At 66.1% G+C, this 22,353-nt stretch carries 20 protein-coding genes; 16 read left to right on the forward strand and 4 right to left on the reverse strand.

Going from position 1 to position 22,353, the window contains the following annotated elements; translation table 11 throughout:
• The coding region (locus G3N96_RS17065) for a hypothetical protein (protein WP_206137916.1) at positions 1 to 241 on the reverse strand (241 nt) is incomplete at its 3' end.
• A 94-nt stretch (positions 242 to 335) separates the two neighbouring features.
• Between G3N96_RS17065 and leuS the strand changes: the two genes are divergently transcribed.
• The 5 genes from leuS (at position 336) to G3N96_RS17090 (ending at position 6,488) form a co-directional block, all read left to right on the forward strand.
• Positions 336 to 2,930: a leucine--tRNA ligase gene (gene leuS, locus G3N96_RS17070; RefSeq protein ID WP_206137917.1), complete on the forward strand. Its 2,595-nt coding sequence runs from the start codon at positions 336 to 338 to the stop codon at positions 2,928 to 2,930.
• 38 nt (positions 2,931 to 2,968) lie between these two features.
• Positions 2,969 to 3,523, forward strand: a complete 555-nt coding sequence (gene lptE, locus G3N96_RS17075) for an LPS assembly lipoprotein LptE (RefSeq protein ID WP_089494091.1) — start codon at positions 2,969 to 2,971, stop codon at positions 3,521 to 3,523.
• Positions 3,524 to 3,541: 18 nt separating this feature from the next.
• On the forward strand, positions 3,542 to 4,636 hold the full coding sequence (holA, locus tag G3N96_RS17080) for a DNA polymerase III subunit delta (RefSeq protein WP_206137918.1): 1,095 nt from the start codon (positions 3,542 to 3,544) through the stop codon (positions 4,634 to 4,636).
• Positions 4,637 to 4,774: 138 nt separating this feature from the next.
• On the forward strand, positions 4,775 to 6,046 hold the full coding sequence (locus tag G3N96_RS17085) for a glutamate-5-semialdehyde dehydrogenase (RefSeq protein WP_206137919.1): 1,272 nt from the start codon (positions 4,775 to 4,777) through the stop codon (positions 6,044 to 6,046).
• A gap of 19 nt (positions 6,047 to 6,065) precedes the next feature.
• Entirely contained in the window at positions 6,066 to 6,488 is a 423-nt protein-coding gene (locus G3N96_RS17090; protein ID WP_089424484.1) for a CopD family protein, read from the forward strand.
• Between the two features lie 105 nt (positions 6,489 to 6,593).
• On the opposite strand, the gene G3N96_RS17095 is transcribed toward G3N96_RS17090, so the two are convergent.
• The gene (locus G3N96_RS17095) at positions 6,594 to 7,442 is read right to left on the reverse strand and encodes a MurR/RpiR family transcriptional regulator (RefSeq protein ID WP_206137920.1); all 849 of its coding nucleotides are present in this window, start codon (positions 7,440 to 7,442) and stop codon (positions 6,594 to 6,596) included.
• Between the two features lie 282 nt (positions 7,443 to 7,724).
• Here G3N96_RS17095 and edd point away from each other — a divergent pair, with 282 nt between their 5' ends.
• The 4 genes from edd (at position 7,725) to G3N96_RS17115 (ending at position 12,325) form a co-directional block, all read left to right on the forward strand.
• Entirely contained in the window at positions 7,725 to 9,581 is a 1,857-nt protein-coding gene (gene edd, locus G3N96_RS17100; RefSeq protein ID WP_206137921.1) for a phosphogluconate dehydratase, read from the forward strand.
• A 19-nt stretch (positions 9,582 to 9,600) separates the two neighbouring features.
• A complete protein-coding gene (gene eda, locus G3N96_RS17105; RefSeq protein ID WP_011350938.1) occupies positions 9,601 to 10,227 on the forward strand; it encodes a bifunctional 4-hydroxy-2-oxoglutarate aldolase/2-dehydro-3-deoxy-phosphogluconate aldolase in 627 nt (208 codons plus the stop codon).
• 219 nt (positions 10,228 to 10,446) lie between these two features.
• Positions 10,447 to 11,808, forward strand: a complete 1,362-nt coding sequence (locus G3N96_RS17110) for a GntP family permease (protein ID WP_206137922.1) — start codon at positions 10,447 to 10,449, stop codon at positions 11,806 to 11,808.
• A gap of 13 nt (positions 11,809 to 11,821) precedes the next feature.
• Positions 11,822 to 12,325, forward strand: a complete 504-nt coding sequence (locus G3N96_RS17115) for a gluconokinase (protein WP_047851621.1) — start codon at positions 11,822 to 11,824, stop codon at positions 12,323 to 12,325.
• 73 nt (positions 12,326 to 12,398) lie between these two features.
• On the opposite strand, the gene G3N96_RS17120 is transcribed toward G3N96_RS17115, so the two are convergent.
• Positions 12,399 to 13,046: a TetR/AcrR family transcriptional regulator C-terminal domain-containing protein gene (locus G3N96_RS17120; RefSeq protein ID WP_206137923.1), complete on the reverse strand. Its 648-nt coding sequence runs from the start codon at positions 13,044 to 13,046 to the stop codon at positions 12,399 to 12,401.
• A gap of 285 nt (positions 13,047 to 13,331) precedes the next feature.
• On the opposite strand from G3N96_RS17120, the gene G3N96_RS17125 reads away from it, so the two are divergent.
• Positions 13,332 to 14,753 (forward strand): FAD-dependent oxidoreductase, encoded by a 1,422-nt coding sequence (locus G3N96_RS17125; protein WP_206137924.1) that lies wholly within the window; start codon positions 13,332 to 13,334, stop codon positions 14,751 to 14,753.
• A 76-nt stretch (positions 14,754 to 14,829) separates the two neighbouring features.
• Here the strand turns inward: G3N96_RS17125 and purB are convergent, their stop codons facing one another.
• Positions 14,830 to 16,218 carry an adenylosuccinate lyase gene (purB, locus tag G3N96_RS17130; protein ID WP_089439230.1) on the reverse strand — a complete coding sequence of 463 codons (1,389 nt, stop codon included), beginning with the start codon at positions 16,216 to 16,218 and terminating at the stop codon, positions 14,830 to 14,832.
• Positions 16,219 to 16,449: 231 nt separating this feature from the next.
• On the opposite strand from purB, the gene G3N96_RS17135 reads away from it, so the two are divergent.
• The 6 genes from G3N96_RS17135 to G3N96_RS17160 all read left to right on the forward strand — a co-directional run bounded on the left by G3N96_RS17135 (position 16,450) and on the right by G3N96_RS17160 (position 22,324).
• Positions 16,450 to 17,403, forward strand: a complete 954-nt coding sequence (locus tag G3N96_RS17135; protein ID WP_124576502.1) for a LysR substrate-binding domain-containing protein — start codon at positions 16,450 to 16,452, stop codon at positions 17,401 to 17,403.
• 264 nt (positions 17,404 to 17,667) lie between these two features.
• Positions 17,668 to 18,954 (forward strand): Glu/Leu/Phe/Val dehydrogenase, encoded by a 1,287-nt coding sequence (locus G3N96_RS17140; RefSeq protein WP_011350945.1) that lies wholly within the window; start codon positions 17,668 to 17,670, stop codon positions 18,952 to 18,954.
• Between the two features lie 252 nt (positions 18,955 to 19,206).
• Positions 19,207 to 20,100: a glutamate/aspartate ABC transporter substrate-binding protein gene (locus tag G3N96_RS17145; protein WP_179243611.1), complete on the forward strand. Its 894-nt coding sequence runs from the start codon at positions 19,207 to 19,209 to the stop codon at positions 20,098 to 20,100.
• Positions 20,101 to 20,184: 84 nt separating this feature from the next.
• Complete coding sequence (locus G3N96_RS17150; RefSeq protein ID WP_089494094.1) at positions 20,185 to 20,925, forward strand: amino acid ABC transporter permease; 741 nt, start codon at positions 20,185 to 20,187, stop codon at positions 20,923 to 20,925.
• Entirely contained in the window at positions 20,925 to 21,602 is a 678-nt protein-coding gene (gltK, locus tag G3N96_RS17155) for a glutamate/aspartate ABC transporter permease GltK (protein ID WP_089439233.1), read from the forward strand. The genes G3N96_RS17150 and gltK overlap by 1 nt, the downstream gene beginning before the upstream one ends.
• Positions 21,599 to 22,324, forward strand: a complete 726-nt coding sequence (locus G3N96_RS17160) for an amino acid ABC transporter ATP-binding protein (RefSeq protein WP_011350949.1) — start codon at positions 21,599 to 21,601, stop codon at positions 22,322 to 22,324. The genes gltK and G3N96_RS17160 overlap by 4 nt, the downstream gene beginning before the upstream one ends.
• Positions 22,325 to 22,353 lie beyond the last annotated feature (29 nt).

Raw genomic sequence — 22,353 nt, forward strand, 5'->3', positions numbered from 1 at the left:
GGGCGGTTCCGCGGCGGCGCCCGCCGTGCCGGCCAACCGCTGAGCGGAGCCGGCGCGCCTGTCCCCGCCGCGGGATCGGGCCGCACGCGGCAAGACCGGTCGAATGGGCCTGCGCGGGCGGTATAATCAACGTTTTTCCCGGTTGGCAGGCTTGTTTCAGGTAACCCGGAATTTTCCAGGCTACCCGGGCATGCTGCGGGTTACCCGGAAAATGCCCGGAAACCGCGAACAGGTCCGGCAACAGCGAACCTGCAGGTCCGCCGGGCAAGCACGATTTTCGATCCACTCCTGCGCGCGCGCCGTCGCGTCGCTTAAAGCCTAGTCCGAACCACACCATGCACGAGAGATACGTACCCGCCGACGTCGAAGCCGCCGCCCAGGGCGACTGGCGCGCAGCCGATGCCTACAAGACGAAGGAAGATTCGCAGAAGCCGAAGTTCTACTGCGTGTCGATGCTGCCGTACCCGTCCGGCAAGCTGCACATGGGTCACGTGCGCAACTACACGATCAACGACGTGATGTACCGCTATCTGCGGATGAACGGCTACAACACGCTGATGCCGATGGGCTGGGATGCGTTCGGGATGCCGGCCGAGAACGCCGCGATGGCGAACGGCGTGCCGCCCGCGAAGTGGACCTACGACAACATCGACTACATGAAGCGCCAGATGCAGTCGATGGGCCTCGCGATCGACTGGTCGCGCGAAATCGCGACGTGCAAGCCCGACTACTACAAGTGGAACCAGTGGCTGTTCCTGAAGATGCTCGAGAAGGGCATCGCGTACAAGAAGACGGGCACCGTGAACTGGGACCCGGTCGACCAGACCGTGCTCGCGAACGAGCAGGTGATCGATGGCCGCGGCTGGCGGTCGGGGGCGCTCGTCGAGAAGCGCGAGATCCCGATGTACTACCTGCGCATCACGCAGTACGCGGATGAGCTGCTGAACGACCTCGACGGCCTCGGCTGGCCCGAGCGCGTGAAGATCATGCAGCAGAACTGGATCGGCAAGAGCTTCGGCGTGAACTTCGGCTTCCCGTACGAACTCGACGGCGAGAAGAAGCTGCTGCGCGTGTTCACGACGCGTGCCGACACGATCATGGGCGTCACCTTCTGCGCGATCGCGGCCGAGCATCCGCTCGCCACGCGCCTCGCGCAGGACAAGCCCGAGCTGCTCGCGTTCATCGACGAATGCAAGCGCGGCGGCGTCGCCGAGGCTGACGTCGCAACGATGGAGAAGAAGGGCGTCGCGACGGGCTTCTCGGTCACGCACCCGCTGACCGGCGAGCCGGTCGAGGTGTGGATCGGCAACTACGTGCTGATGAGCTATGGCGAAGGCGCGGTGATGGGCGTGCCGGGCCACGACGAGCGCGATTTCGCATTCGCGAAGAAATACGACCTGCCGATCAAGCAGGTGATCTCTGCCGAAGGCCAGCAGTACTCGCTCGACGCCTGGCAGGAGTGGTACGGCGACAAGGACACCGCGGTCTGCGTGAACAGCGGCAAGTACGACGGCCTGCCCTATGCGCAAGCCGTCGACGCGGTCGCGGCCGACCTGAACGCCGGCGGCTTCGGCGACAAGCAGGTCACGTGGCGCCTGCGCGACTGGGGCGTGTCGCGCCAGCGCTACTGGGGCACGCCGATCCCGATCATCCACTGCCCGTCGTGCGGCGACGTGCCGGTGCCCGAGCAGGATCTGCCCGTCGTGCTGCCGGAAGACCTCGTACCGGACGGCTCGGGCAACCCGCTCGCGAAATCGGAAGCGTTCCTGAACTGCACGTGCCCGAAGTGCGGCGCGGCGGCCAAGCGCGAGACCGACACGATGGACACCTTCGTCGATTCGTCGTGGTACTTCTCGCGCTACACGGCGCCGGACGCCGAGACGATGGTCGACGCGCGCACCGACTACTGGATGCCGATGGACCAGTACATCGGCGGCATCGAGCACGCGATCCTGCACCTGCTGTATTCGCGTTTCTGGACCAAGGTGATGCGCGACCTCGGCCTCGTGAAGTTCGGCGAGCCGGCGAAGAACCTGCTCACGCAGGGCATGGTGCTGAACGAGACGTACTACCGCGAGGACGCATCGGGCAAGAAGACGTGGTACAACCCGCTCGACGTGACGGTCACGCACGACGACAAGGGCCGCCCGGTCGGCGCGACGCTGAACGCGGACGGCCAGCCGGTCGTGCTCGGCGGCATCGAGAAGATGTCGAAGTCGAAGAACAACGGTGTCGATCCGCAGCTGTTGATCGACCAGTACGGCGCGGATACCGCGCGCCTGTTCACGATGTTCGCCGCGCCGCCCGAGCAGCAGCTCGAGTGGTCGGGTGCGGGCGTCGAAGGCGCGAGCCGCTTCCTGCGCCGCGTGTGGAGCTTCGGCGCGACGAACCGCGAAGTGCTCGCTGCGCGCGCGGGCTTCGATGCGGCCGCGCTCGGCGACGCCGACAAGGCGCTGCGCCGCGAGATCTACAGCGTGCTGAAGCAGGCCGATTTCGACTACCAGCGCCTGCAGTACAACACGGTCGTGTCGGCTGCGATGAAGATGCTGAACGCGATCGACGGTGCGAAGGGCGCGACGCCCGGCGTGCTGCGTGAAACGTACGGCGTGCTGCTGCGCGTGCTGTACCCGGTCGTGCCGCACGTCACGTTCGAGCTGTGGAAGGCGCTCGGCTACGCGGACGAATTCGGCCCGCTGCTCGACGCACCGTGGCCGAAGGTCGACGAGGCCGCGCTCGAGCAGGCCGAGATCGAACTCGTGCTGCAGGTGAACGGCAAGGTGCGCGGCGCGCTGAAGGTGGCGAAGGACGCGAGCCGCGAGGCGATCGAAGCCGCGGCAGTGGCCGACGACGCGTTCGCGAAGTTCAGCGACGGCAAGCCGGCGAAGAAGATCGTCGTCGTGCCGGGCCGCCTCGTGAACATCGTCGTCTGACGGCCGCCGGCCATCGGACGTACCCAGAAGGAGCGAAGGTGATCCGCAGATCGTTTTTGATGCTCGCTGTCGGCAGCGCGGTTGCGCTGTCGGCATGCGGCTTCCAGTTGCGCGGCCAGCAGGACTACGCGTTCAAGCACCTGCTGATCGCCGGCGCGCCGGCGCCGGTCGAGGCGCGCCTTGTGCGCCTCGTCGAGGCCGGCAGCGACACGAAGATCGTCAAGTCGGCGGACGACGCCGACGCCGTGCTGACCATGTGGGAATCGCGTGGCCAGAACACGCTGACGCTCAACAAGTACGGTTCGGCGCAGGAATACGCGCTCTTCTATACGTTGCGTTATCAGTTGACGAGCAAGGACGGCACCGTGCTGATCCCGCCGAGCGTGATCGCGCTGAACCGCGCGATGACGTACAGCGATCAGTACACGAACGCGAAGGCGCAGGAAGCGGACCTCCTGTACGCCGACATGCAGAGCGACGCGGTCGACCAGCTGATGCGGCGTCTCGCGATCGTCCATTCGCTGACGCCGGCACCGGAAGACGTGGTACCGGGCGTCGCACCGCGCGCGCCGCTGCCGCCGCCGCCGCTCTGATCGACGGCGCACGTATCGATGCAACTGCGACTTGATGCGCTGGAGCCGCACCTCGCGAAGGGGTTGGCCGGGCTCTATACCGTCTACGGCGACGAGCCGCTGCTCGCGCAGGAAGCGTGCGACCGCATTCGTGCGGCCGCGCGCGCGGCCGGCTTCACCGAGCGTTCGGTGCATACGGTCGAGCGCGGCTTCGACTGGAGCGTGCTGCTCGGCGCGACCCAGGCGATGTCGCTGTTCGGCGAGCGCCAGCTGATCGAGCTGCGCATTCCGTCGGGCAAGCCCGGCAAGGAAGGCGCCGATGCGCTGAAGACGCTCGCGGCCACGCCGAACCCCGACGCGCTGATGCTCGTCACGCTGCCGCGTCTCGACGCGGCCACGCAGAAATCCGCGTGGTTCACCGCGCTGCAGAACGGCGGCGTCGCGCTGAAGATCGATCCGGTCGACCGCGCGCAGCTGCCGAACTGGATCGGCCAGCGCCTCGCGCTGCAGGGCCAGCGCGCCGCGCCCGGCGAGGACGGGCGGCGCGCGCTGCAGTTCATCGCCGAGCGCGTCGAAGGCAACCTGCTCGCCGCGCACCAGGAAATCCAGAAGCTCGGGCTGCTGTATCCGCAGGGTGCGCTGTCGTTCGAGCAGGTGCACGACGCGGTGCTGAACGTCGCGCGTTACGACGTCTTCAAGCTGAACGAAGCCATGCTCGCCGGCGACGCCGCGCGGCTCGCGCGGATGATCGACGGGTTGAAGGGCGAGGGCGAGGCGATCGTGCTCGTGATGTGGGCCGTCGTCGAGGAATTGCGCACGCTGTTGCGGATCAAGCGCGGCACGACGGCCGGCAAGCCGCTGGCAACGCTGCTGCGCGAGAACCGCGTATGGGGGCCGCGTGAGCGGCTGATCGGCCCCGCGCTGAATCGCGTGTCCGAAGCCGTGCTTGAGAAGGCGCTCGCGTTTGCCGCGAAGCTCGACCGTCAGGTCAAGGGGCTCACGGCCATCGCGCCGGGCCGCCGTACGCAGGACGAACCGCCTCCCGATCCGTGGGACGGGCTTTTCCAGCTCGCGATGACGGTGGCCGGTGCCCGCGGCGAGCGACCGCCGACCGCGGGGCGCGTGCGACGCTAAGTCCCGTTCGGGCCTTCAGCGCGCGCTGCGCAACCCGCTTACAATGTTTCGATAGTTGGCGCGGCCTTCCGGCCGCCGCCGCTCACGCTTCCCCACGAATTCATGCCGCCCCGCGCGGCGCGCTTCTCGAGTCACACGATGGATATCGATCAGTACATGACCGACCTGGGCCGTCGCGCCCGGCACGCTTCCCGCGCGATGGCGCGCGCCAGCACGGCGGCGAAGAACGCGGCGCTCGACGCCGTGGCGCGCGCGATCGAACGCGACGCACAGGTGCTGAAGGACGCGAATGCCCGCGATGTCGCCCGTGCCCGTGAAAAGGGGCTGGATGCCGCGTTCGTCGACCGCCTGACGCTGTCGGACAAGGCGCTGAAGACGATGGTCGAAGGCTTGCGCCAGGTGGCGTCGCTGGCCGATCCGATCGGCGAGATCGGCAACCTCAAGTACCGCCCGAGCGGCATCCAGGTCGGCCAGATGCGTGTGCCGCTCGGCGTGATCGGCATCATCTACGAATCGCGCCCGAACGTGACGATCGACGCGGCCGCGCTGTGCCTGAAGTCGGGCAACGCGACGATCCTGCGCGGCGGCTCCGAAGCGCTCGAATCGAACGCCGCGCTCGCGAAGCTGATCGGCGAAGGGCTCGAAGCCGCCGGCCTGCCGCAGGACGCGGTGCAGGTCGTCGCGACGGCCGATCGCGCGGCGGTCGGCAAGCTGATCACGATGACCGAATACGTCGACGTGATCGTGCCGCGCGGCGGCAAGAGCCTGATCGAGCGCCTGATCAACGAGGCGCGCGTGCCGATGATCAAGCACCTCGACGGCATCTGCCACGTGTACGTCGACGATCGTGCCGATCTCGCCAAGGCGCTGACCGTCTGCGACAACGCGAAGACACACCGCTACGGCACCTGCAACACGATGGAGACGCTGCTCGTCGCGAGCGGTGTCGCGGCGACGCTGCTGCCGCCGCTCGGCAAGCTGTATCGCGACAAGCAGGTCGAGCTGCGCGTCGATGCGGCCGCGCGCGCGGTGCTCGCCGATGCGGGCGTCGGCCCGCTCGTCGACGCCACCGAGGAAGATTGGCACACCGAGTATCTCGCGCCTGTGCTCGCGATCAAGGTCGTCGACGGCCTCGACGCCGCGGTCGAGCACATCAACCATTACGGCTCGCACCACACCGATGCGATCGTCACCGAGGATCACGACCGCGCGATGCGGTTCCTGCGCGAGGTCGATTCGGCGAGCGTGATGGTCAACGCATCGACACGCTTCGCGGACGGCTTCGAATTCGGCCTCGGCGCGGAAATCGGCATCTCGAACGACAAGCTGCACGCACGCGGCCCCGTCGGCCTGGAAGGGCTGACGTCGCTGAAGTACGTCGTGCTCGGACACGGCGAAGGCCGCCAGTAAACAGCGAGGCACACAATCGATGGCGATGCTCTGGGTCAAGACGTTCCATATCGTTCTGATCGCCGCGTGGTTTGCAGGGTTGTTCTACCTGCCGCGCATCTACGTGAACCTGGCCATGGAAACCGATCCGGCCGCCGTACGTCGCCTGCTGCTGATGGCGCGCAAGCTGTTCCGCTTCATGACGATGATCGCGGTGCCGGCGCTGGCCTGCGGGCTGTGGCTCTGGCTGTCGATCGGCATCGGGCAGGGGCAGGGCTGGATTCACGCGAAGGTGACGGTCGTGCTGCTGCTGATCGTCTATCACGCGTATTGCGGGTACCTGCTGCGAGTGTTCGAGCGTGGCGAGAACCGCCGCACCGACAAGTGGTATCGCGTGTTCAACGAGCTGCCGGTGCTCGGCATGCTCGCGGCGGTCGCGCTGGTCGTGATCAAGCCGTTTTGAGCGGCATGGCCGGCGAGGTTGCCGGCGCTGCCTGACGCGCAACGGCGCCCCGCGGGGCGCCGTTCGTCGTTTACGGTTTGTGCGCGCGGTCGGCGCGGCGTCTGCTCAATCCTTCGTGCCGTCGTCGATCCGGCGGCGCGTGATCGCCTCCTTCGCACGGCCGACCCGCTCCATCAGTGCGGGGCCGCGCGACAGCGCGACGCCGACCGCGAGGATGTCGCCGATCGCGAGATGCGACATCCGCGACGTCATCGGCGAGAACACGTCCGTTTCCTCCGCCACGTTCGACGCGAGACTCACCGTCGCGAGCTTCGCGAGCGGCGAATGGCTCTGCGTGATAGCGACGACTTTCGCGCCGCATGCGAGCGCGGAGCGTGCGGCGTCGACGATGTCACGCGTGCGGCCGGTGTTCGAGATCGCGACCACGACATCGTGCGCGCCGAGCAGCGCCGACGACATCGAGAACGTGTGCGGATCCGAATACGCGACGCTCGGCACGCCGAGCCGGAAGAACTTGTGCTGGATGTCCTGCGCGGCGATACCCGAGCCGCCGGCGCCGTAGAACTCGATCCGCGACGCGTTCGACAACAATCCGATCGCCTCGGCGACGCTGCCGGCGGACAGGCTGTTGCGCACTTCGATCAGTGCGCCGATCGTGCGGTCGAACACCTTGCCGATGATGCCGGGCGCCGGTTCGTCGGGCTCGACGTCGCGATAGACCGACGACACGCCCGGCGCGACGCTCTGCGCGAGCCGGATCTTGAATTCGCGAAAGCCGCTGCAGCCGAGCGCCTGGCAGAAGCGGGCGATCGTCGGCTGACTGACGCCCGCGCGCGTCGACAGCTCGGTCATCGCGAGGTCGAGCACCTCGCGCGGCGCGGCGAGGATGTAGTCGGCGAGCTTGCGCTCGGACGGGCGCAACTCGGTGCGGATCGCTTCGATGCGGGGCAGCATGGGACGGCAGGCAGAAATCGGGTTCGGATGAGCGAGTGTATCGCAATCGAATTGTAGAAAATCTACAAGAAAATACTAGCACTGGTGTAATGCTTTAGATGGAGATGATTAGGGTTTTCACTAGGTTTGGCCTTGCTGGTAGCGGGAATGGGGGTTGCGGGTCGATGAATTCGCATTGCGTGCTTGTAGTTTTTCTACTAGACTGGCTTCGTTCTGTCGACGCGTTCGACCGTCCCCACGATTCCAACCGCCGGTGTCGGCCGGCATACAGGAGCGCCCAGCATGACGTCGCTGCACCCCACTCTGGCGAAGGTCACCGAACGCGTGATCGCCCGCAGCCAATCGACCCGTTCCGCCTATCTGCAGCGCATCGACGGCGCGCAGGGCAAGTTCCCGGCACGCGGCGCGCTGTCGTGCGCGAACCTCGCGCACGGCTTCGCCGGCCTCGAGGGTAACGACAAGTTCTCGATCAAGGCGATCCGCGAGCCGAACATCGGCATCGTGTCCTCGTACAACGAGATGCTGTCCGCGCACGCGCCGTACAGGGATTTCCCCGAGATCATCAAGGCGGCCGCGCGCGAGAACGGCGGGGTCGCGCAGTTCGCGGGCGGCGTGCCGGCGATGTGCGACGGCGTCACGCAGGGCAACCCGGGGATGGAGCTGTCGCTGTTCTCGCGCGAGGCGATCGCGATGGGCACGGCGATCGCGCTCACGCACAACATGTTCGACGCGGCGCTCTGCCTTGGCATCTGCGACAAGATCGTGCCGGGCCTGCTGATCGGCGCGCTGCAGTTCGGCCACCTGCCGACGATCTTCGTGCCGGCCGGCCCGATGACGAGCGGCCTGTCGAACGACGACAAGGCGAAGATCCGCCAGCAGTTCGCGACCGGCCAGGTCGGCCGCGACGCGCTGCTCGAAGCGGAATCGGCCGCGTATCACGGCCACGGCACCTGCACGTTCTACGGCACCGCGAACAGCAACCAGATGCTGATGGAGCTGATGGGCCTGCACCTGCCGGGCTCGGCTTTCGTCCACCCGCACACACCGCTGCGCACCGCGCTGACGGCCGAGGCCGCGCGCCGCGTGCTCGACCTGACCGTCGAGCGCGGCCACTACACGCCGATCGGCCACGTGATCGACGAGAAGGCGATCGTCAACGGGATCGTCGCGCTGCTCGCGACGGGCGGCTCGACCAACCACACGCTGCACCTCGTCGCGATCGCGCGCGCGGCCGGCATCCTGATCGACTGGAACGATTTCGACGAACTGTCGGCGGTCGTGCCGCTGCTCGCGAAGATCTACCCGAACGGCAAGGCCGACGTCAACCATTTCCACGCGGCGGGCGGCGTGGCCTTCCTGGTCCGCAACCTGCTCGAAGGCGGGCTGCTGCACGAGGACGTGACGACGGTCGCCGGCAAGGGTCTCGCGCACTACACGAAGGAGCCGAAGCTGATCGACGGCAAGCTCGCTTGGGTCGACGGCGCGGCCGAGAGCCACGACACGAAGGTGCTGCGCGGCATCCGCGACCCGTTCCAGCCGGACGGCGGCCTGCGTCTGATGCAGGGCCGCCTCGGCCGCGGCGTGATCAAGATTTCGGCGGTCGCGCCCGAGCACCGCAAGGTGACGGCGCCCGCGATCGTGTTCGATTCGCAGGAAGCCGTGCAGGAAGCATTCGATCGCGGCGAGCTGAAGCGAGATTTCGTCGCGGTGGTGCGCTTCCAGGGCGCGCGCGCGAACGGGATGCCCGAGCTGCACCGTTTGACGCCGCTGCTCGGCGTGCTGCAGGATCAGGGCTTCCACGTCGCGCTGGTCACCGACGGCCGCATGTCGGGCGCGTCGGGCAAGGTGCCGGCCGTGATCCACGTGTCGCCGGAAGCGCTGCTCGCCGGCCCGCTCGGCAAGGTGAAGACGGGCGATACGCTCGTGATCGACGCGGAAGCCGGCGTGCTCGACATCGAGGTCGACGCCGCCGAGTGGCAGGCGCGCCCGGTCGCGCAGCCGCTGCACCAGGCCGAGAACGAAGTCGGTTTCGGGCGTGAACTGTTCGGCGTGTTCCGCGCGGCCGCCGCGCCGGCCGAGCAGGGCGCATCGGTTTTCGGCGCGCTGGTCGGCGAAACCGCCACCCACGTCGCCGCATGAATTTCAAGGAGCCAATTCAATGAAGACGATTGCTGAAATCGTGAAGCTGGGCCCGGTCATTCCGGTGCTCGCATTCGACTCGGTCGAGCAGGGCGAACACGTGTCGCGTGCACTGCACGCAGGCGGCGTGAAGGTGCTCGAGATCACGCTGCGCACGCCGGCCGGCCTGGAAGCGATCCAGCGCGCCAGCCAGCTCGCGGACGACATCGTCGTCGGCGTCGGCACGATCACGAAGCCCGAGCATTGCGAGCAGGCGAAGCGCGCGGGCGCGAAGTTCGGCGTGTCGCCGGGCCTGACGAAGGAGCTGCACCTCGCGTCCCTTGACGCGGGCCTGCCGCTGCTGCCGGGCGTGATGACGCCGAGCGACATCATCCAGGCGCTCGAATTCGGCTACGAGATCGTGAAGTTCTTCCCCGCGCAGCAGGCGGGCGGCGTGCCGATGCTGCAGGCGTTCCACGGCCCGTTCCCGGCGCTGAAGTTCTGCCCGACCGGCGGCATCACCGTCGAAACCGCGCCGAATTTCCTGAAACTGCCGAACGTCGTGTGCGTCGGCGGCTCGTGGCTCACGCCGAAAGCCGCGCTCGCCGCGCAGGACTGGGCCGAAGTCACGCGCCTCGCGCAAGCCGCGAGCCAGCTTCCCCGTTAAGACTTGTACGAGATGACGGTTCAGCCCTCGGAAAGCGAGCCTTAGTGCTTGTTTTACCGAGGGTTTTTGCTGATGGAACCGGTTCTATCCGTGGGCCGTAAAGATAAGTAAAATTCAGCGTCCTGACGGGGTGGGTACCCCCCGTGTTTCGGAGACCTGCATAGCCGGGCATACTCGCAACAACTCGCCCGGTTCGAACAATTCTAGGAGGAGTGCCACATGGGGGCTGTCCAAGGCAGCATGCTGCTCGTATTCACGCTGATCGCGATTGCCGCGCTGATCCTGATGATCGCGCGCTACAAGATCTACCCGTTCCTGGTGCTGATCATCGTTTCGCTCGGCCTCGGCCTGGTCGTCGGCATGCCGATGGACAAGATCGTCAAGTCGTTCGAGACGGGCACCGGCGGTACGCTTGGCCACATCGCGATCGTCGTCGGCCTCGGCACGATGCTCGGCAAGATGATGGCCGAATCGGGCGGCGCCGAACGGATCGCGACCACGCTGATCGACTGGTTCGGTGAAAAGAACATCCACTGGGCGATGATGTTCGTCGCGATCATCGTCGGCCTGCCGGTGTTCTTCGAAGTCGGCTTCGTGCTGCTGATCCCGATCGCGTTCAACGTCGCGAAGCGCACCGGCAAGTCGCTGCTCGTCGTCGGCCTGCCGATGGTGGCCGGCCTGTCCGTCGTGCACGGGCTGATCCCGCCGCACCCGGCCGCGCTGCTGGCCGTTCAGCAATACGGCGCCGATATCGGCAAGACGATCGCGTTCGGCCTGATCGTCGGCGTGCCGACCGCGATCATCGCGGGCCCGCTGTTCGCGCTGACGATCTCGAAGTTCGTGAAGCTGCCGGAAAACAACCCGCTCGCCGCGCAGTTCGTCGACTCGCGCGCGAACGGTGAAAAGCGCGAACTGCCGAGCTTCGGCATCACGCTGTTCACGATCCTGCTGCCCGTCGTGCTGATGCTCGTCGGCAGCTGGGCCGACCTGGTGTTCACGCCGAAGTCGCTGCCGAACAACCTGCTGCGCTTCGCCGGTAACTCGGACGTCGCGCTGCTGATCGCCGTGCTCGTGAGCTTCTTCACGTTCGGCAAGCTGCAGGGCTTCAACCGCGACCAGATCCAGAAATTCTGCGGCGAGTGCCTGGCACCGATCGCGGGCATCACGCTGATCGTCGGCGCGGGTGGCGGCTTCGGCGGCGTCCTGCGCGACAGCGGGATTTCGCAGCAGATCGTCGAAACGGCGAAGCACGCGCACCTGTCGCCGCTGCTGCTTGGCTGGTTCGTCGCCGCGCTGATGCGTCTCGCGACGGGTTCGGCGACGGTCGCGATGACGACGGCCTGCGGCATCGTCGCGCCGATCGCGGCGGCGGCCGGCACGACGGTCAGCCCGGAACTGCTGGTGCTCGCCACGGGCTCGGGCTCGCTGATCTTCTCGCACGTGAACGACGGCGGCTTCTGGCTGATCAAGGAATACTTCGGGATGACGGTCGGTCAGACGTTCAAGACCTGGTCGTTGCTCGAAACGATCATCTCGGTGCTCGGCCTCGGCTTTACACTGCTGCTGAGCATGGTTCTGTAACAAGGGGTAGTCAATGATTCTGATCGCAATGGGCGTGTCGGGCGCCGGCAAGTCGCTGATCGGCGAAATGCTGGCGGAACGCCTGTCGTGCAGCTATACCGATGGCGACGCGTTTCACAGCGCGGCGAACAAGGAAAAGATGCACAACGGCATTCCGCTGACCGATGACGACCGCTGGCCGTGGCTGCGCACGATCCGCGCGGCCATCGAGGAAAAGCAGCGTGCCGGTGAGACGGCCGTGTTCACGTGCTCGTCGCTGAAGCGGTCGTACCGCGACGTGCTGCGTGGCACCGACACCGACGTGCGGTTCGTGTATCTGAAGGGTTCGTTCGAGGTGTTGCACGAGCGTCTGAAGAGCCGCACCGGCCATTTCTTCGATCCGTCGCTGCTGAAGAGCCAGCTCGACACGCTCGAGGAGCCGGGCCCGGACGAAGCGATCGAGGTCAGCATCGAGCTGACGCCCGAGCAGATCGTCGATCAGGTCATGCTGAAGATCGGCATCGCGCAGCAGCACTGAGCGCGGTTCGCGGCAATCGTCATGAAAAAGGCGCCTTCGGGCGCCTTTTTCGTTGGCGGCGCGCAGGCCGGCGTCAGGCCGCGTGCGCCTGCTTCGCGATGCCGTCGAGCAGCACGTCGAGCATCGTGTCGTGCACGGCTGCCGGATCGAGCTGCGCATAGAGCGGGGCGGCGGCCTTGACGAGCGGATGCGCGGCGTCGGACAGCGCTTCCATTTCCGCGAGCTCGACATCGTTCGCGGCGCGCGTGAGGCCGCCGGCTTCCGCAGCGGCCAGGCCGATCACGCTCGCATACCAGCCGACGCACACCGACGGCAGCGCCGCGCGCGGGATGCCGGCATCGGCCAGCGCGCGATGCACGGCCTCGATGTGCGCGAGATCGGCCGGCCCGGTACTCATGTGCCGCTGCAGCAGCGCGAACGCGGCCGGGTAGCGCAGCGCGAGCGCGCGGTACTGGCGTGCGAGGTCGCGTAGCCGTTCGCGCCACGGCAGCGCAGTGTCGACCGGCACGAGCGAGCGCGACAGCGCGTTCGCGATCGCGCGGCTCAGGCCTTCCTTCGACTTGAAGTGATACAGCACGCTCATCGGGTCGCAGCCAACCGACTGCGCGAGCTTGCGCACGCTGAACGCGGCTTCGCCGACGTCTTCGAGCAGCGCGAGTGCGGCCGCGACGATCGCATCCTTGTCGAGGCCGCGCGGGCCTTGGGCGGGTTTGTGTTTCATCGATGCGGGCTGGCGGGCCGGTGCGGCACCGGCTGTAAACTTGACGAAAGCTTATTCTACACTGCAGAATTATTTCTGCGGTGTAGAAATTGGGTGTCCCGGCACCTTTCAATACGTGCTTTCGCACAGTCCGGGATCCAGGCAGACGCGAGCGTGTCTGCCGTCAACACGGGCCAGCGCGCCCTTTATCTCGTTGACACCCAAGTGGAACCGGCTGCCCCACCCGCGACGCCCCGATGCAACGGGGCGCATCGACAGGCGGCTCAAGACCATGCAAGTGCAATCATGACTTTCAACAATCCATCCCTGATCCAGGGCGAATCGCGTTTCGAACCAACGCAACTGAACATCGAAAAAGACAACTGGAACTGGTGCGACCCGGCCCGCTACGACGGCGAGCACCCGGCGAACTGGTACGAGGCGTCGCTGTCGCGCCACGCGAACAGCGCGTCGCTCGCGCACGATGCCGTCTGCGACGTGCTCGTGATCGGCGCGGGCCTGCTCGGCGCGTCGGCCGCGCTGCATCTCGCGGAAGCGGGTGTCGACACGATCCTCGTCGACAAGCACCACGTCGGCTCGGCCGCATCGGGCCGCAACGGCGGGCAACTGACGCCCGGCCTCGCGCGCTGGGAAGCCGCCGACATGATCGACTACCTGTCGCACGACGACGCGAAGCGGCTGTGGCGCTTCGCATCGGCCGAATCGATGGACCTGATCGATGCGATCGGCGCACGTTACGCGCTCGAGTTCGACCGCAAGCGCGGCCACATTACGGCGGCGGTGCACCCGGGCCACATGAGCGCGCTGCTGGACGGCGCGGATGCGCGCCGTCATCTCGGCGACGCGGGCGTGACGCTCGTCGGCCGCCATCAGCTGGATGACGAATACGTGCGCTCGGGGCTGTATCACGGCGCGGCGATCGACGCGATCGGCGGGCAGATTCATCCGCTCGCGCTGGTGCGCGGCCTCGTGCACGGCTTCCGGCTGAACGGCGGCGCGCTGTTCGAGGGCACCGAGGTGCTCGAGCTCGACGAGACGCCGGAAGGCGTCGTCGCGACGACGCCGGGCGGCACGATCACCGCGCGCCGCGGCGTGGTGCTCGCGCTGCACAACACGACGTTCCGGCTGCTCGACGACGGCGCGGCGACCACGGTGCCGTTCTTTACCTACGTGAGCGTGACGGCGCCGCTCGACGTCGACGTCGCGACGCTGATGCCGGCCGGCATGCCGGTGTACGACACGCAGTTCCAGATCGACTATTACCGGCCGATCCGCGGCAACCGCCTGCTGTTCGGCGGGCAGGGCACCGGCACGTGCTGGGCGCAGCCCGACGTGAACGCGTACCTGCTGACGCGGCTGAACACGGTGTTCCCGCAGCATGACGGCCGGTTCGCGCTCGACTACTGCTGGAGCGGCGTCAGCGACTTCACGCTGAACGGCGCGACCGACAGCCGCAAGACCGACGGCCGTGTGCCGATGTACATGGTGCAGGGCTGGAGCGGCCACGGCGTCGCGCAGACGGTGCGGATCGGCAAGGCGATCTGTGACGATTTCGTCGGCCGTAACGACGATTTCTCGATGCTGACCGGCATCGACCATCGCGCGATTCCGCTCGGCCGCCAGTTGTCGCCGATCGCGATTCCCGCGGCGAAGGCCGCGATGAGCGTGATGAGCGCGCTCAATCCGGGGCGGATGATCTCGTTCTGATGCTGCCGCGCAGGCAACGAAAAAGCCCGATGCGATTGCTCGCATCGGGCTTTTTTACGTGCGCAGACGGCGGCGCTTACGCGATCCGCTTCGCGAGTTCGACGGCCTTGCCGATGTACGATGCCGGCGTCATCGCGAGCAGGAGATCCTTCGCCTCTTGCGGAATCGCGAGCGTGCCGACGAACTCCTGCAGCGCTTCGCGCGTGATGCCCTTGCCGCGCGTCAGTTCCTTCAGCTGCTCGTACGGGTTCTCGATGCCGTAGCGGCGCATCACCGTCTGCACCGGCTCGGCGAGCACTTCCCAGCAGTTGTCGAGGTCTTCGTTCAGGCGCTGCGGGTTCACTTCGAGCTTGTCGAGGCCGCGGATCAGCGAGTCGTACGCGAGCAGCGAGTAGCCGAGCGCGACGCCCATGTTGCGCAGCACCGTCGAGTCGGTCAGGTCGCGCTGCCAGCGCGACACCGGCAGCTTGTCGGCGAGGTGGCGCAGCGTCGCGTTCGCGAGGCCGAGGTTACCTTCCGAGTTCTCGAAGTCGATCGGGTTGACCTTGTGCGGCATCGTCGACGAGCCGATTTCACCGGCTTTCGTCTTCTGCTTGAAGTAACCGACCGAGATGTAGCCCCACACGTCGCGGTCGAGGTCGAGCAGGATCGTGTTCGCGCGCGCCACGGCGTCGAACAGCTCGGCCATGTAGTCGTGCGGCTCGATCTGGATCGTGTACGGGTTGAACGTGAGCTTCAGGCGGTTCTCGATCACGTCGCGCGAAAACGCTTCCCAGTCGAATTCCGGATACGCCGACAGGTGCGCGTTGAAGTTGCCGACCGCGCCGTTCATCTTGCCGAGGATCTCGACCTTCTCGATGCGCGTGATCGCACGGGCGAGGCGGGCCGCGACGTTCGCGAGTTCCTTGCCGAGCGTCGTCGGGCTGGCCGGCTGGCCGTGCGTGCGCGACAGCATCGGCTGCTCGGCGTGCGCGTGCGCGAGTGCGACGAGGCGCTGGTAGACCGTGCGCAGCGCCGGCAGGATCACGTGTTCGCGCGCGCCGGCGAGCATCATGCCGTGCGACGTGTTGTTGATGTCTTCCGACGTGCACGCGAAGTGGATGAATTCGCTGGCCTTTTCGAGTTCTTCCTGGCCCTTCACCGATTCCTTCAGCCAGTATTCGACGGCCTTCACGTCGTGGTTCGTCACGCGCTCGATGTCCTTGATGCGGGCGGCGTCGTGCGCGGTGAAGCGCTCGGCGAGCTGCAGCAGGAACTGTTCCGACGCATCGGAGAAGCGCGGGACTTCCGCGAAGCCGGCGCGCGACAGCGCGATCAGCCAGTGCACCTCGACGGTGACGCGGTGGCGCATGAAGGCGGCTTCGGAGAGCCAGTCGCGCAGCGCTTCGGTCTTGCTGGCGTAGCGGCCGTCGATGGGCGAAAGCGCGGTGAGGGCGAAAAGCGTATCGGGACGAGTGTCGGACATGATCGGGCGGGCCTTGGGGCCGGGTCGAGCGAGGGGAGGGAGAATCGGGCATTTTACCATTGGCGCGGGACGATCCCGGCTGAGCGCGGCCGGCGGGCGCTGCCGCGTACCGATACCGCGCCGGCGCCCGTTCGCGGCGGGGCGCCGGGCCGCTTGACGTACCGCCGGCCGGGCCCGCCCGCCGGTAGAATGCAGGCTTCTTCCCGACCGCCGCCCGCCGCGCCCGCCTGCATGGAACTGAAATGGCTCGAAGACTTCGTTTCGCTCGCGGAAACGCGCAGCTTTAGCCGGTCCGCCGAGCTGCGGCACGTGTCGCAGCCGGCGTTTTCGCGGCGCATCCAGGCGCTCGAGGCATGGCTCGCGACCGAACTGATCGATCGTTCGGTCTATCCGACGCGGCTCACGCAGGCCGGGCAGATCTTCTACGAACAGGCGCTGACGATGCTGTCGCAGGCGCACGAGGCGCGCACGCTGCTGCGCGGCCACGTCGGCGCGCTGGTGCCGACGATCGAGTTCGCGGTGCCGCATACGCTGTCGCTCACGTATTTCCCGCGCTGGCTGCAGCGGATCGAGGCGAAGATGGGCCAGGTCCACACGCGGCTGCGCGCGCTGAACGTGCACGACGCGGTGCTGTCGCTCGTCGAGGGCGGCTGCGATCTCGTGATGGGCTACCACCACCCGAGCCATCCGGTCGCGCTCGACCCGGCGCGCTACGACATGCTGATCCTCGGCAGCGAGCCGATCAGCCCGTTCTCGGCGCCGGGCCGCGCGGGACGGCCGCGCTATACGCTGCCCGGCACCGCCGACGCGCGCGTGCCGTACCTGTCCTATACACCGAACGCGTATCTCGGCCGGATGACGGAAGTCATCGTCGCGAATGCGACGACACCGCTGTTCCTCGATCGCGTCTACGAGACCGACATGGCCGAAGGGCTGAAGGCGATGGCGCTCGCGGGCCACGGGGTCGCGTTCCTGCCGCACAGCGCGGTCGAGGATGCGGTCGCGGGCGGCCGCCTGATCCGGCTCGACCGGTCGGTGCGCGGCGGCGCGTTCCCGTTCACCCTGACCATGGAGATCCGGCTGTACTGCGACAAGCTCGCGCTGCAGGGCGACGATCCGCGGCAGAGGCTCGTGCGTGCGCTGTGGGACGTCGTGCGCGACGAACTGCGCGAAACCGCGGGCTAACCGTGGGCGGTTAACCGCCGGCCTCCTGTCGTCGAGCTTGCGATGCCTGTCGGGCGGCTGTTCGGCGGCCGTCCCGCCTCCAGGAAACACGATTTTTCGTGCACGCGATGCACGTTCGATCGCGGGCGTTCTTGCGCAAATCGACCGCGGATTTGCGAAAAATCGCGATCATGCAAGAAACGCATAATCGAATAAGCAAACGGCATTGGATAAAAAAAACGGGTTTTTCGACAATGTGCGCACCTGTTGACCGTTGGAGCATCCATGTCTTCGCAATTGCAGTCCATCCCGTCCTACCTGCACGCCGACGATCTCGGCCCGTGGGGCAACTACCTTCAGCAAGTCGATCGCGTCGCGCCGTACCTCGGCTCGCTGTCGCGCTGGCTCGAAACGCTGAAGCGCCCGAAGCGCATCCTGATCGTCGACTGCCCGATCGAGCTCGATAACGGTACCGTCGCGCACTTCGAAGGCTATCGCGTGCAGCACAACGTGTCGCGCGGCCCGGGCAAGGGCGGCGTGCGTTACCACCAGGACGTGACGCTGTCGGAAGTGATGGCACTGTCCGCATGGATGTCGGTCAAGAACGCGGCCGTGAACGTGCCGTACGGCGGCGCGAAGGGCGGTATCCGCGTCGACCCGCGCAAGCTGTCGCGTGGTGAGCTCGAGCGCGTGACGCGCCGCTACACCAGCGAAATCGGCATCATCATCGGCCCGAACACCGACATTCCGGCGCCGGACGTCAACACCAACGAACAGGTGATGGCGTGGATGATGGACACGTACTCGATGAACCAGGGCCAGACGTCGACCGGCGTCGTGACCGGCAAGCCGATCGCACTCGGCGGTTCGCTCGGCCGCAAGGAAGCAACGGGCCGCGGCGTGTTCGTCGTCGGCAGCGAAGCGGCGAAGAAGAAGGGCCTCGAGATCGAAGGCGCACGCATCGCGGTGCAGGGCTTCGGCAACGTCGGCGGCATCGCGGCGAAGCTGTTCCAGGAAGCGGGTGCAAAGGTGATCGCGGTGCAGGATCACACGGGCACGATCTACCAGCCGGCCGGTCTGGATTCGAACAAGCTGCTCGACCACGTCGCACGCACGGGCGGCGTCGCGGGCTTCGAAGGCGCGGAGCCGATGCCGAATGACGAGTTCTGGACCGTCGAAACCGACATCCTGATCCCGGCGGCACTGGAAAACCAGATCACCGAGAAGAACGCAGGGAAGATCCGCACGAAGATCATCGTCGAAGGCGCGAACGGCCCGACGACGACGGCGGCGGACGACATCCTGACCGCGAACGGCGTGCTGGTGATCCCGGACGTGATCGCGAACGCGGGCGGCGTGACCGTGTCGTACTTCGAATGGGTGCAGGATTTCTCGAGCTTCTTCTGGACGGAAGACGAGATCAACCACCGTCTCGAACGCGTGATGCGCGAAGCGTTCTCCGGCGTGTGGGCGGTCGCGGAAGAGCACAAGGTGTCGGTGCGCACCGCGGCGTTCATCGTTGCGTGCAAGCGCATCCTGATGGCGCGCGAAATGCGCGGCCTCTACCCCTGATCCGCGGTTGCCGATTTCGGATCGGTTGACTACGATCAATCCATGACGCAATCCATCCGGTTGCGTGCATGAACCCTCGCGGGCGGTGCCGAATCCGGCATCGCCCGCGCGCGCATTCAGGCGCCGGAAGGGGCGCCCGAAGCCGGGAGGAAGGCTTCGCGCAGCGCGATTCGTAGTGCGGTAAACAACCAGTACTTTCAAAAATATTACTTTGATACACTGGCGCGGGTTTTAGCCAAGGAGATGACCAAAATGAAATACCAAAAGGCAGTCCTGATGTTCGCGGCGCTTTGCGCGTTCGCAAGTGGCGCGCATGCTCAGGAGACGGGCACGCTGAAGAAGATCAAGGACACGGGCGTGATCGCGCTGGGGCATCGCGAATCGTCGATTCCGTTCTCCTACTACGACCAGAACCAGCAAGTGGTCGGCTATTCGCGCGAATTCCAGCTGAAGGTGGTCGACGCGGTGAAGAAGAAGCTGAACCTGCCGAACCTGCAGGTGAAGAACATTCCGGTCACGTCGCAGAACCGCATCCCGCTCGTGCAGAACGGCACGGTCGACATCGAGTGCGGCTCGACCACCAACAACGTCGAGCGCCAGCAACAGGCTGCGTTCTCCGACACGATCTTCGTGATCGGCACGCGCCTGATGACGAAGAAGGATTCGGGCGTCAAGGATTTCGCCGACCTGAAGGGCAAGACGGTCGTGACCACCGCCGGCACGACGTCGGAGCGCCTGCTGCGCAAGATGAACAACGACAAGCAGCTCGGCATGAACATCATCAGCGCGAAGGATCACGGCGATTCGTTCAATACGCTGGAATCGGGCCGCGCGGTGGCGTTCATGATGGATGACGCGCTGCTCGCGGGCGAACGCGCGAAGGCGAAGCAGCCGGGCGAGTGGGTGATCGTCGGCACGCCGCAATCGGAAGAAGCGTACGGCTGCATGATGCGCAAGGGCGATGCAGACTTCAAGAAGGTCGTCGACGACGCGATCTCGCAAGTCGAGAAGTCGGGCGAAGCCGCGAAGATCTACGCGAAGTGGTTCGAGAACCCGATCCCGCCGAAGGGGCTGAACCTGAACTTCCCGCTGTCCGATTCGATGAAGAAGCTGTACGCGAACCCGAACGACAAGGCGCTCGACTGACCGCACGGCCGTTGATGCAGAAATGACGCTAATGAGACGGAAGAGGCCCCGCTTCTTCCGTCTCTTTTTGCTGGAGTCTTGCCCATGTCTTACCACTGGAACTGGGGCATCTTCCTGAGCCCCGTATCGACCGGCGAGCCGACGACTTATTTCGGATGGCTGATGTCCGGCTTCTGGGTGACCATCGAAGTGTCGCTCGTCGCCTGGGTCATCGCGCTGATCGTCGGTTCGCTGTTCGGCGTGCTGCGCACCGTGCCGAACAAATGGCTGTCCGCGATCGGCACCCTGTACGTGTCGATCTTCCGGAACATTCCGCTGATCGTGCAGTTCTTCGTCTGGTATCTCGTGATACCGGAGCTGCTGCCCGCATCGATCGGCACCTGGATCAAGCAGTTGCCGCCCGCCACGCAGTTCTTTACCGCGTCGATCATCTGTCTCGGCCTGTTCACGGGCGCGCGCGTGTGCGAACAGGTGCGCTCGGGGATCAACGCGCTGCCGAAGGGCCAGCGCGCCGCCGGCCTCGCGATGGGTTTCACGCAATGGCAGACGTACCGCTACGTGCTGCTGCCCGTTGCGTACCGGATCATCGTGCCGCCGCTCACGTCGGAATTCCTGAACATCTTCAAGAACTCCGCCGTCGCGTCGACGATCGGCCTGCTCGACCTGTCCGCGCAGGCGCGCCAGCTCGTCGACTACACCGCGCAGACGTATGAGTCGTTCATCGCGGTGACGCTCGCCTACGTGATCATCAACCTCGTCGTGATGGCGTTCATGCGCTGGATCGAAGGCCGTACGCGGCTGCCCGGCTATATCGGAGGCAAGTGATGCATCAGTTCGACTGGAGTAGTATTCCCGGCGCGCTGCCGACGCTGTGGACGGGGGCGGTCGTCACGTTCCAGATCACGCTGATCGCGATCGTGGTCGGGATCGTCTGGGGCACGCTGCTGGCGCTGATGCGGCTGTCGGGCGTGACGCCGCTCGCGTGGTTCGCGAAAGCGTACGTGACGGTGTTCCGCTCGATCCCGCTCGTGATGGTGCTGCTGTGGTTCTTCCTGATCGTGCCGCAGCTGCTGCAGGGCGTGCTCGGGTTGTCGCCGACGATCGACATCCGTCTCGCCTCGGCGATGGTCGCGTTCTCGCTGTTCGAAGCCGCGTATTATTCCGAGATCATCCGCGCCGGCATCCAGGCGGTGCCGCGCGGGCAGGTGAACGCCGCGTTCGCGCTCGGCATGAACTACGCGCAGGCGATGCGCCTCGTGATCCTGCCGCAGGCGTTCCGCGCGATGGTGCCGCTGCTGCTCACGCAGGCGATCGTCCTGTTCCAGGATACGTCGCTCGTGTACGTGATCAGTCTCGCGGACTTCTTCCGCACGGCGGCCAACATCGGCGATCGCGACGGCACGACCGTCGAGATGGTCCTGTTCGCCGGCGCATGCTATTTCGTGATTTGCTCGTTGGCGTCTGCACTCGTCAAGGGTCTCCAGAAAAAGGTCACAAGATGATTTCCATCAAGAACGTTTCGAAGTGGTACGGCCAGTTTCAGGTTCTCACCGACTGCACGACCGAGGTCAAGAAAGGCGAAGTGGTCGTCGTGTGCGGCCCGTCGGGTTCGGGTAAATCCACGCTGATCAAGACCGTGAACGGCCTCGAGCCGTTCCAGCAGGGCGAGATCCTCGTGAACGGCCAGTCGGTCGGCGACAAGAAGACGAACCTGTCGAAGCTGCGCTCGAAGGTCGGGATGGTGTTCCAGCATTTCGAGCTGTTCCCGCACCTGTCGATCACCGAGAACCTGACGCTCGCGCAGGTCAAGGTGCTCGGCCGCGGCAAGGACGAGGCGAACGAGAAGGGCATGAAGCTGCTCGATCGCGTCGGCCTGAAGGCGCATGCGCACAAGTTCCCGGGCCAGCTGTCGGGCGGCCAGCAGCAGCGTGTCGCGATCGCGCGTGCGTTGTCGATGGATCCGATCGCGATGCTGTTCGACGAGCCGACGTCCGCGCTCGACCCGGAGATGATCAACGAAGTGCTCGACGTGATGGTCGAACTCGCGCAGGAAGGGATGACGATGATGGTCGTCACGCACGAGATGGGCTTCGCGAAGAAGGTCGCCCATCGCGTGATCTTCATGGACAAGGGCGCGATCGTCGAGGACGACCGCAAGGACGATTTCTTCTCGAATCCGAAATCGGAGCGCGCGAAGGACTTCCTCGCGAAGATCCTGCACTGAGCGTTCGCGCGCGTCGGCGCTGCCGATGC

This window comes from Burkholderia sp. Se-20373 (assembly GCF_017104705.1).
Lineage (GTDB): Bacteria > Pseudomonadota > Gammaproteobacteria > Burkholderiales > Burkholderiaceae > Burkholderia.

Coding starts and splice junctions, on each gene's coding strand:
- G3N96_RS17125 (WP_206137924.1), top strand. CDS start 13,332: ATGACTTTCAACAATCCATCCCTGATCCAGGGCGAATCGCGTTTCGAA.
- G3N96_RS17085 (WP_206137919.1), top strand. CDS start 4,775: ATGGATATCGATCAGTACATGACCGACCTGGGCCGTCGCGCCCGGCAC.
- holA (WP_206137918.1), top strand. CDS start 3,542: ATGCAACTGCGACTTGATGCGCTGGAGCCGCACCTCGCGAAGGGGTTG.
- leuS (WP_206137917.1), top strand. CDS start 336: ATGCACGAGAGATACGTACCCGCCGACGTCGAAGCCGCCGCCCAGGGC.
- edd (WP_206137921.1), top strand. CDS start 7,725: ATGACGTCGCTGCACCCCACTCTGGCGAAGGTCACCGAACGCGTGATC.
- G3N96_RS17150 (WP_089494094.1), top strand. CDS start 20,185: ATGTCTTACCACTGGAACTGGGGCATCTTCCTGAGCCCCGTATCGACC.
- G3N96_RS17135 (WP_124576502.1), top strand. CDS start 16,450: ATGGAACTGAAATGGCTCGAAGACTTCGTTTCGCTCGCGGAAACGCGC.
- gltK (WP_089439233.1), top strand. CDS start 20,925: ATGCATCAGTTCGACTGGAGTAGTATTCCCGGCGCGCTGCCGACGCTG.
- G3N96_RS17160 (WP_011350949.1), top strand. CDS start 21,599: ATGATTTCCATCAAGAACGTTTCGAAGTGGTACGGCCAGTTTCAGGTT.
- G3N96_RS17145 (WP_179243611.1), top strand. CDS start 19,207: ATGAAATACCAAAAGGCAGTCCTGATGTTCGCGGCGCTTTGCGCGTTC.
- G3N96_RS17115 (WP_047851621.1), top strand. CDS start 11,822: ATGATTCTGATCGCAATGGGCGTGTCGGGCGCCGGCAAGTCGCTGATC.
- G3N96_RS17120 (WP_206137923.1), bottom strand. CDS start 13,046: ATGAAACACAAACCCGCCCAAGGCCCGCGCGGCCTCGACAAGGATGCG.
- G3N96_RS17140 (WP_011350945.1), top strand. CDS start 17,668: ATGTCTTCGCAATTGCAGTCCATCCCGTCCTACCTGCACGCCGACGAT.
- eda (WP_011350938.1), top strand. CDS start 9,601: ATGAAGACGATTGCTGAAATCGTGAAGCTGGGCCCGGTCATTCCGGTG.
- purB (WP_089439230.1), bottom strand. CDS start 16,218: ATGTCCGACACTCGTCCCGATACGCTTTTCGCCCTCACCGCGCTTTCG.
- G3N96_RS17090 (WP_089424484.1), top strand. CDS start 6,066: ATGGCGATGCTCTGGGTCAAGACGTTCCATATCGTTCTGATCGCCGCG.
- G3N96_RS17110 (WP_206137922.1), top strand. CDS start 10,447: ATGGGGGCTGTCCAAGGCAGCATGCTGCTCGTATTCACGCTGATCGCG.
- G3N96_RS17095 (WP_206137920.1), bottom strand. CDS start 7,442: ATGCTGCCCCGCATCGAAGCGATCCGCACCGAGTTGCGCCCGTCCGAG.